At 40.7% G+C, this 10,197-nt stretch carries 7 protein-coding genes; 3 read left to right on the forward strand and 4 right to left on the reverse strand.

What is annotated here, in order from left to right:
- Window positions 1–429: 429 nt before the first annotated feature.
- Window positions 430–567: a hypothetical protein gene (locus tag H6F44_RS24160; protein WP_190353016.1), complete on the reverse strand. Its 138-nt coding sequence runs from the start codon at window positions 565–567 to the stop codon at window positions 430–432.
- Window positions 568–1,154: 587 nt separating this feature from the next.
- Between H6F44_RS24160 and H6F44_RS20855 the strand changes: the two genes are divergently transcribed.
- The 3 genes from H6F44_RS20855 (at window position 1,155) to H6F44_RS20865 (ending at window position 6,208) form a co-directional block, all read left to right on the forward strand.
- Window positions 1,155–3,290: an HAD-IIB family hydrolase gene (locus H6F44_RS20855; RefSeq protein ID WP_190353017.1), complete on the forward strand. Its 2,136-nt coding sequence runs from the start codon at window positions 1,155–1,157 to the stop codon at window positions 3,288–3,290.
- 61 nt (window positions 3,291–3,351) lie between these two features.
- Entirely contained in the window at window positions 3,352–4,197 is an 846-nt protein-coding gene (locus tag H6F44_RS20860; protein ID WP_190353018.1) for an HAD-IIB family hydrolase, read from the forward strand.
- 58 nt (window positions 4,198–4,255) lie between these two features.
- Window positions 4,256–6,208, forward strand: coding sequence for an alpha-amylase family glycosyl hydrolase (locus H6F44_RS20865; protein WP_190353019.1), 1,953 nt, complete (start codon window positions 4,256–4,258; stop codon window positions 6,206–6,208).
- 175 nt (window positions 6,209–6,383) lie between these two features.
- Here the strand turns inward: H6F44_RS20865 and H6F44_RS20870 are convergent, their stop codons facing one another.
- The 3 genes from H6F44_RS20870 to H6F44_RS20885 form a co-directional block, all read right to left on the reverse strand.
- On the reverse strand, window positions 6,384–7,355 hold the full coding sequence (locus tag H6F44_RS20870) for a hypothetical protein (protein WP_190353020.1): 972 nt from the start codon (window positions 7,353–7,355) through the stop codon (window positions 6,384–6,386).
- 98 nt (window positions 7,356–7,453) lie between these two features.
- On the reverse strand, window positions 7,454–9,010 hold the full coding sequence (locus H6F44_RS20875; protein WP_190353021.1) for a cation:proton antiporter: 1,557 nt from the start codon (window positions 9,008–9,010) through the stop codon (window positions 7,454–7,456).
- Between the two features lie 236 nt (window positions 9,011–9,246).
- Complete coding sequence (locus H6F44_RS20885) at window positions 9,247–9,900, reverse strand: GGDEF domain-containing protein (protein ID WP_190353023.1); 654 nt, start codon at window positions 9,898–9,900, stop codon at window positions 9,247–9,249.
- Window positions 9,901–10,197: the final 297 nt, after the last annotated feature.

A 10,197-nucleotide genomic window follows, 5' to 3' on the forward strand; every position in this document is an offset into this window, starting at 1 on the left:
TTCCCGATTTCGGCGATTTCCTGTCTTGCCTGTCCTGTGGTCTCCTTTTTCTACTTGCATTCTTCCTGCCTCCTAATTACTTTTTCAGCAAGCCCTACTTAGCAGCCAATGCACAAACTTTTTGAGTTATTACTGATAAAGTCTAAACCACCTTTATAAGCAGTCCCTTCATATATTCCCCTACTAACCTTCGCTAGAAAAAAATGCCTATTACCTTGTTTATATCCTACATTCAGTAGGTCTTTTGGGCAAAAAAATATTTGCAACGAAAGAGAGAGAGTTTTAGAGATCCTATTCTCAACAGCAAATTTTTTATCGATAATTAATATTAATTAGATAGTCTCACTAAGAGTATTAAAAAAGTAGAAAAAAACCAAAACGTTATACCCATAAAGGTTTTCTCAATAAATACTGAGTCTCAAAAAATACCTACTGAATATAGGTTACAATCTTAGGATTGATGCCAGTCATAAAATTGTAGCAGCGACCATTGCACCCAGAACAAGCAAGTGTCAAATTATCTAACTCATCCGTACTACCTGAAAATTGCGGCAAAAGATGTTTCATTGTAAAGTGATCGCTATTTAGAATGCAGATGATGACTCTCTTGCTGTTAGCCAAGCAGGACAACCACAGGAGGATTGCCCCTGACTGAATAATTCATATTTGTAGAGGCTGTGGATGGTGCGTACCAGCCCGCAACCTTAGCCAACGCAGGAATTCTATCTGCGTAAGGTGAGTTAGACTACTAATGAATATATAGTGGTATTTATCTAGTTAAAAGTAACACATCTATGGATTAACAGACCAGTGACAATATCATGTATCACAATGGATTTACAGAAATTACCGCTCAATCTAACCACAAAAACACTAACCATAAGAAAAGTGTGAAGGCGCTGCGAAACAACAATTTCACACTTTTCTTGGTCTAGGCTTGATCGCAAAGCATTGTAAAATAAAGATCTTAGCAAGGCGAGCGCCTAAGGTAAGAAACATATTTCCACAATTTTGTCACTCGCTCAGAATTGCCGCCCAAAGCGCCGTAACTATCTCCTAGGTTTCATAACCTAAGTGACTGTATATTTTCTTTACAATACGTAACTTGGAGAATTGTTCAAATCTGTTGTACCTTAAACTAAGATTAACCAATTATGTCCAATAAAAATCATAGATCGTTATATATTCTGCTCATCAGTATACATGGGTTGATCAGAAGCCATAATCTAGAACTGGGGCGAGATGCAGACACTGGAGGACAAACAAAATATGTGGTGGAATTGGCTAAAGCCCTTGCCAAACAGACGAATGTCGAGCGTGTGAATTTGGTTACTAGACGGATCATTGATGCTGCTGTAGATGCTGAATATAGCTTAGAGACTGAAGCTTTAGCCGCAAATGCTCAGATTGCTAGGATTGAAGCGGGACCTGAAGGCTATATTCCTAAAGAAGAGTTATGGAGTTATCTAGATAGCTTTACCGATCGCCTGTTTGCTTGGTTACTCAAACAGCCGCGTTTACCTGATATTATCCACACCCACTATGCCGATGCAGGATATGTGGGTGTGCGACTTTCCCATTTAACGGGTTTACCCCTAATTCATACAGGGCATTCTTTGGGGCGCGATAAATTGCGAAGACTGCTAGGTTCAGGAATGCTCCTAGAACAGATCGAAGAACGCTATCATATGCTCCAGAGGGTCAGTGCCGAAGAGGATACCTTAAGCACTGCGGACTTGGTGATTACTAGTACTCGTAATGAAATTGAAGATCAATATGAACTTTACGACTATTACACGCCCGAAAAAATGGCAATTATCCCCCCAGGGACTGACTTGGAGCAGTTTTATCCACCAACAGAAAATAATCAAGCGATCGCTTTTCAAGAAGTTCTAGCCAAGTTTCTCAATAATCCAGAGAAGCCAATCATTCTGGCTCTCTCTCGACCCGATCAGCGCAAAAATATCGTTACACTTTTAGAAGCCTATGGTCAATCACCTCGTCTCCAAGAACTCTCTAATCTGGTCATTGTGGCTGGTAATCGACAGGATATTCGAGAACTAAATGAAGGGGCGCAAAATGTTTTAACAGAGTTATTGCTAGTAATGGATTGCTACGATCTCTATGGTCGCGTGGCTCTACCGAAACATCATAGCTCTGGTGAAGTTGCCGATATTTATCGATTAGCAGTAAAGTCTAAGGGTGTGTTTGTCAATCCTGCTCTCACTGAGCCTTTTGGACTAACGCTATTAGAGGCGGCGGCGAGTGGATTGCCATTAGTTGCCACAGAAAACGGGGGACCAGTGGATATTATTGGTAATTGTCAGAATGGGTTATTAGTCGATCCTCTGAATGAGAAGGCGATCACTGAGGCTTTATTACAGATTCTTGAAGATGCCACACTCTGGCAGCAATTTTCTGAGAATGGATTAAAGAATGTTGCCAAATTCTATTCATGGGATGCTCATGCTCAAACCTATTTGCAAAGAATTCAACCACTCGTATTGCAACAGGAACCTTTACCCAAGCCAACATTTTCACCAAAGGCAGGACAATATCGCAAACGAGCGATTTTTACGGCGATCGACAATACCTTGTTGGGGGATGCGGAAGCATTGGCAAAATTTATCCAGATTGTCCGCATACAACACAGGAAATTTTTGTTTGGCATCGCCACAGGTCGGCGATTAGATTCTGTTCTCAAAATTTTAAAAACCTATGGAATTCCCACTCCCGATGTTTTGATCACCAGTCTAGGCACAGAGATTTACTATCCACCTCAATATACGGCCGATATCGCTTGGAACTACCATATTGATCGCTGGTGGACACCACAGGTATTACGACGCATTATTGATCCATTACCAGGGATTGCCCCACAGCCAAAGGAGCAGCAAAGTCGGTTTAAAGTCTCCTATTACTACGATGCCAATCTTGCGCCGCCAATGGAGGAAATTTTGACCCTGTTGCGTCAACAGGAATTGTCAGTAAATGCTACGCTTTCCTTTGGTCAATATCTAGACATTGTGCCTGCAAGAGCCTCTAAAGGGCTTGCCCTGCGCTATGTCGCTAGACAATGGAACATTCCTCTAGAGCAGGTTTTGGTGAATGGTGGATCGGGCGGCGATGAAGATATGCTCCGTGGCAATACTTTGGGTGTGGTCGTTGACAATCGTCACCGTGAAGAACTATTAAATTTAAGTGATAGCGATCGCGTGTATTTTGCTGATAGCGCTCATGCTGGCGGTATTTTAGAGGCGATCGCCCATTATGACTTCTTTAATTTATAAAAAATTTTCCCGCCTTCGGTGGGAGAACTTTTTACATCAATAACTAATATAATTGTGACCTATGCAGAAATTATTGATTTGTACTGACCTTGATCGAACTCTGTTACCCAATGGAACTCAACCAGAATCCCCTGAAGCGCGAGACATATTCTCCCGTTTAGTCAGCCGTTCTGAAGTTCACTTGGCATATGTAAGTGGTAGGAATCTGACCTTAGTTCAAGAAGCAATTCAAGAATATGATCTGCCCATACCCGATTGGGTGGTTGGCGATGTTGGTAGCACGATGTACCAATTTGAGGGTGATCGCTGGAAATCTTGGCAAGACTGGACACAGCAGATTGCGGTTGATTGGCAAGGTTTAAATGCGGTAGATTTAGAGCCTTGGTTTGCCGATTTAGCGGAAATATCCCATTTAGTTTTGCAAGAATCCGATCAACAGAGTCGATTTAAACTTAGTTACTATCTGCCCTTAGATGTGGAAAAAGATGCTTTGCTCCAGTATATCAGCGATCGCCTTAAAGAGAAAAATATTGCTGCAAGCTTGATTTACAGTGTTGATGAAGCTAAGGGAATCGGTTTGCTAGATATATTACCCGCCCATGCCACCAAACTCCATGCAGTAGAATTTTTGATGAATCAATTGGATTGCGATCATAGGAATACGATTTTTGCGGGTGATAGTGGCAACGATCTACCATTGTTGACTAGTTCAGTACCTTCTATTTTAGTTGCCAATGCCCATAGGGACATTATTGAACAGGCTCAACGGCAAGCCAAGGAGCTAGGAAATACCCATAGATTATATTTAGCTCAGGGAGACTTTTTGGGTATGAATGGAAACTATAGCGCAGGGATTTTAGAAGGAGTTGTTCATTATTATCCAGATACACAAAAATGGATAGAATAATATGTCCCAGATTGCGCGGCACATCATTCTACAGGCAAGCATATTTTAGGGAAACTCTATGTACGAACAAATCTCTCATTCACTTTTAAATTCTATCCTTGATGATTTAAAACCTGAAATTCGTCGTCAAGATCTACGACACTTTTATACCCGTCTTGGTGCTAATTTCTACGCAATCCATTCGCTTTTCTATACGCTGTATGGACATCGCGATGATTTCAAATTGCAGATGTTGCACCTAGTGGAAACGATGGCAAAGGGTTATATTGATCGCTCTCCAGAATTAGAGCGCTTGGATATGCAGCGTGAACAGGATCACAACTGGTTTTTGTCGCAAAAATGGGTGGGGATGGCGCTCTATTCCAATGGATTTGCGGATAATCTCAAGGATCTTGCCAGCAAAACCAGCTATTTTCAAGAATTAGGCATCAATATGGTGCATATTATGCCGATTTTGAAATGTCCTGAAGGTAAAAGTGATGGAGGCTATGCCATCAGTGATTTTCGCCAAATTGACGATCACGTGGGTGACTTAGAAGATGTCCGTCTGATTGCCGAAGATTTCCGCAAACGGGATATTTTGTTGGTTCTCGATGTTGTTCTCAATCACACCTCTGATGAGCATGAATGGGCAAAGAAAGCCATCAAAGGCGATCGCCGCTTTCAAGACTACTACTACATCTATGAAGGGCGCGAAGTCCCTGATATGTTTGAGCAGAGTATGCCACAGGTATTTCCTGAAACCGATCCTGGTAACTTCACTTGGAATCCTGAAATGCAAAAATGGGTGATGACAGTTTTCCATAGTTATCAATGGGATTTGAATTATAGCAATCCCAAGGTATTCATTGAAATGCTGGACATCATTATGTTTTGGGCAAATCAAGGTGTAGATGTGTTGCGTCTTGATGCGGTCGCCTTTTTGTGGAAAAAGATTGGTACTTCTTGTCAAAATGAACGGAAAGCGCACCTGATTTTGCAGTTAATGAAAGACTGTTGCCAAGTTTCTGCTCCAGGAGTGCTATTTATTGCTGAGGCGATCGTCGCTCCTGTGGAAGTAATTAAGTACTTTGGCGAAGATGCGATCGCTGCCAAAGAATGCGAAATTGCCTACAATGCAACCTTAATGGCATTACTTTGGGATGGCGTTGCCACGAAAAACACCAAACTCCTCAGCCAAGGCATTAAGAGCTTACCCAATAAATTGGAACGAGCGACTTGGCTAAATTATGTACGCTGTCATGATGATATTGGCTTTGGTTTTGATGATAACGATATTCGCTTAGCAGGTTACGAACCCCATTCTCATCGCCGCTTTTTGATTGATTATTTTAGCGGTAAATTTGACGGTTCGGCTAGGGGTTTAGAATTCATGCATAATGAAGCGACAGGAGATGGGCGTATCTGTGGATCATTGGCTTCTCTGGTTGGGATGGAATCAGCTTTGCAGTCAGAGGATAAAGACTTGATTGCTGCTGCCATTGATCGAATTCTCCTACTGCATGGGATTATTCTATCCTTTGGCGGAATCCCTTTAATTTATAATGGCGATGCGATCGGTGTACTCAATGATTACAGCTTTTATGACGATCCTAGTAAGTGCAATGATAATCGTTGGGTACATCGTCCAAAAATCGATTGGGAAAAAGCCGAACTCCGCAAAAAACAAGGCACTGAACAGTATGCGATTTTCACTGCCATGAAAAAAATGATTTCTATTCGCAAAGAGATCTCTGCCTTTGCCGATTTTAATAATCGTGAATTGCTTCAGTTAGACAATGAACATTTACTCGGTTTTATTCGGTTCGACCATCAGCGTCCATCGGAGAAGGTGCTAGTAGTTGCCAATTTTGATGCAAACCCGCAATATTTAGACTTGTCAGCTATAAGCAATAAGGGCTTTAACGTTTATAGCCGATTTATTGATTTATATACTGGTAAAAAGCCCTCTCAACATGATGAACGCATTGTGCTTCGTGGTTATCAGTTTTGTTGGTTGACCGAAACATAATACCGATATAACACTGGAATCAGGGTGATCGCCTATCTCAAAAATAAACCAACCAGCGATCGCCCCTCTCATAAACCGATCAACAAACAAGATGTGTTTTACCCATGAAATGAGTAGGTGATCGCCATGCCGACAAACCTATCAACCAGCAAAGGGCTATGATGTGAAACATTAATCAAATTGTAATTGGTGATTGGATATAGATTGTCGGATCTAAGCCCCAAGCTTGGAGCAGGACTAATGCGCCAATAAAAATCAGTCCATATTGAGCAAGAACAGCGATCGCCTCTTGAACGCCACGACAAAGCCCTGCGAGATTTAAGAACCGTTCCCGCAAAATATTAGTGCTTGTTCTCGCGAGGAAGACTACGCCAAACAGCAAAGCTACTAAAATTAAAAGGTCAATAACTGAATAGGATGATTTGCCGAGTGTCAGCAGTGGAGAAGTAAAACTGGACAATAAAATGTTTTGGACTTGGTAACTTAAGGAACGAGATACGGGGAAGAGATTGGCAATATAGAGAATTGCTACTAACCAGACACAAGTGCGTGTGATCGCTAAAATCAGCTTAAAAAATAACTCCATTCCTTTAGGAATTGTTTCACTATCGGTACTAATCCACTTTTGCTTAGCAATATCTGAGAGATAGCGTCTGAGCCAGACTAATCTCCAAGATAAGGCGATCGCAACCAGCAGAATTCCCATAGATAAGATCAGCATATTTTGCAAATATTCCTGACTACGCTCTATCTGTGTTTTTTGAGCCACTACTTGAATTTCTTGCACCCAGATTTTAGCTTGTTCATCGGCAGTAAGTCCTGCGATCGCATCACGTTCGGTGACGGTCAATAAATAGCGATCGTTTAGAAAGATGGCTGGCAATTGGTTCCGATTTTCTAAAGTGACTTTTACAGGCAGATCCGATTGCATTGCTGCTTTCAATTGAAAATCAACTAAATCTGCGTGATCTTGGGCAGTGAATTGATCGGTTTCATTAATTTGAAAAATTGGTTGTCCATCCAAAACAACAGGTGCTTTTGCCTGATTTGATGCATTTATTGGATGTAGCCAAAGTCCAAAAATGCAGACTACGATAATAATTCCTAACAACAGATTGGATAATTTAAACCGATAAGAATAATTCATAATGAGAACCTCTTGATAATAAATTTTTAGAAAGTGTTACGAAGCAAAGCTTTTCAAGAATTTATTGATTCGGTTTTGAGTGCAAAGCGCTGTAAAAATCAAGATTTGGATGGCACATCGTCTAAGAAGAGAGGAAGTTCTTGATTTAACCGCCCAGAACGCACAAACTCAGCATAGGTGTCAGCCTCGATCGCTAATAGTTCTTCACGCAATTGATCGGTGATAAAAGCAATTAGATCGGGATATTCGCTTTGAAGCTGAACGATTTCTTCTTGTAGTCGGCTTAGCTCACCCTTGACCAAAGACACTTGATAGTTATAGAACTCAGTCTCAACCCTTGGATGCTTCTCTATTTCTGTCAATCGTTGCAAAACTCGACTGAGCGCAGCCTGACGCGCAATAATTTCTAGATATCTTTCGCGCATTGGTTGTTTTTGGAGCAGATTTAGCTTTTGGAGAACAGGCTGAATCGTCAATCCTTGTACAAGCAAGGTAAATAACACTGTCCCAAACACAGTGGCAATCACCAACTCGCGTCCTTCAAAGCTTTCAGGGACACTTAGGGCTAGGGCAATGGACACTGCACCTCGCAGCCCTCCCCACCAAAGTACCGTTTGATCAGCAATGGGAATAGCTGACTTCGTAAAGCGGTTGCTCAAGGCGCTTAATCCATAAATAGCGATCGCTCTAGTGCCAATTACGGCGGCGATTGTCACTGCGATCGCGCCCATATTTTCGCCTAGAATGGCAAAGCGAATCTGATCGCCAATCAATAGGAAGACAATGGAATTCACAAAAAAGGCTAAAAATTCCCAAAACTCACTAACAATGATTCTTGTACGAGGATTCATTCCGATTAGAGAACCAAAATTTCCTAAAATTAATCCCGTCATTACTACAGCAATTACTCCCGATCCTCCTAATTCTTCTGTGATCAAGTAAGTTCCATAAGCCATCACCAGAGTTAGAGATTGCTCCACTAGAGGCAGATCGAAACGCTGAGTCAAATAGGAAACACCAAACCCGATGATTCCTCCAGTACCTAGCCCAATTCCCACGACCAAAACCAACTGAGTAAAAACTGCCTGAAATGTCAAATTTGCAGTTCCTTGGGAAAAGGCAATCAAAAATCCAAAGGCAACTACTGCCATGCCGTCATTAAATAAACTTTCGCCTTCCATCAAAGTAGTTAGGCGCTTTCCCACCCCCAACTCTCGCAATAGAGCCGTTACAGATACAGGATCGGTTGCGGACAGACTAGCGCCAATGAGTAAGGCAGTTGGCAAAGCAATTTGGGCAAATTGATTGAGGCTAAGCGCAATTCCCGCGATCGCAATGACAACCCCAAAAACTGCATAGAGACTAATGGGAATTAAATCCTGCTTTAACCGTGACCATTTCAAATTCCAAGCAGCTTCAAATAGCAAAGGCGGCAAGAAAATTAATAGAATCAATTGGGGCGATAGATTAATCAACCGTACATCGGCTAATGCTAGTCCTAGACCGACAATCACCAATAATAATGTATAGGGGATTTTGCGAAACCAATTAAAAATTTGGGGCAAAGTTGCCACACTCAGGGAAACCGAAAGCACTAGTAAGAATTGCTTAAGATTCTCTTCGATTAATATTTCTTGTAAACCTTGCTCTATCATTTTTTGAATTCCAATTTCTAATTATTTTTACTGAATAGGGAATAATTGATTGAATTTTTTCCTTGTTGCTTTACGCTATACATTAAACTATCGGCGGCTTTGATCATTTTGTCTTCATTTGGAGGTATTTCGATACAAATTAGAACGCCAATACTAAATGTTATAGTCCAATTGTTTTTATAGACTTCATCCATGAGATAACCTTGGAGCGTATTGATGATTGTATGCGAATTAGCCTAATCTGTAACTGGCAATAGAATTGCAAATTCGTCACCACCTAGCCTTGCTATTATATCTGACTTTCGTAAGTGCTGCTTGATTGTTGTGACCACAGTACAAAGAATTCTATCTCCTTCGCTATGTCCAAGTGTATCGTTGATAGTCTTGAAATTATCAATATCGATATAAGCAATCGTCAGTGGATAACAATATCTACTTGCTCGATAAATTTCCGTCTGTAACTGTTCGCGAAATGTACGCAAATTCATAGCACCTGTTAGATAGTCAGTACGGGCTAATTCACCTTCCCTCAGTATGAAGTACATCAGACTTGAGCGTAAATGAGCAACGAGAGTAAAAATCATCCCGCGTGTAATTAATTCCCAAATATAGTAAATAGGATAATCTGAGTAACGCTGCAAATATATATCTATGGCAAGTGCTAGTAGAGCGCAAACAATAGCAATGATGAAGCCGAAAAGTCTGTTAATTGATGCGGATAGAAGAATTGGAATTACATACACTAATCCAACTCTTATTCCAGAACCAGTAAAATAGTCAAAAATTGCAATCAAACCAACTAATGAAATTATTAAAAATTTTAAGAAAGATTCCTCATTCTTTTTTGTTTTATTATTAGGTTTAAAAAGCAGATTAAAAAATGATTTCATTATATTTTCCAATACTTTAGATCGTGATTGAAAGGTTTTGATTTAACAAGTATGTTAAGAGAGAAAACTCAAAAATTCTCAAATTGTAGTTGGTGACTGAACATAGATCGTAGGATCTTCCATTGTAAAAATAATTCCTTGTTCTGAGAGAGAGCTAGCAATTTCAGCACTTGCCAACTCTAGCAAACGTTTACGCCTGACGGGGCGACAAAAGATATGGGAAGTATGAGTAGATGGGGATTTGAGGATTTAAGATAAAAAAGATAGGTCAAGTCATAGTAAGTATGACCTATCTAG

It is taken from the genome of Pseudanabaena cinerea FACHB-1277, assembly GCF_014696345.1.
GTDB classification, from domain to species: Bacteria; Cyanobacteriota; Cyanobacteriia; order Pseudanabaenales; family Pseudanabaenaceae; genus Pseudanabaena; species Pseudanabaena cinerea.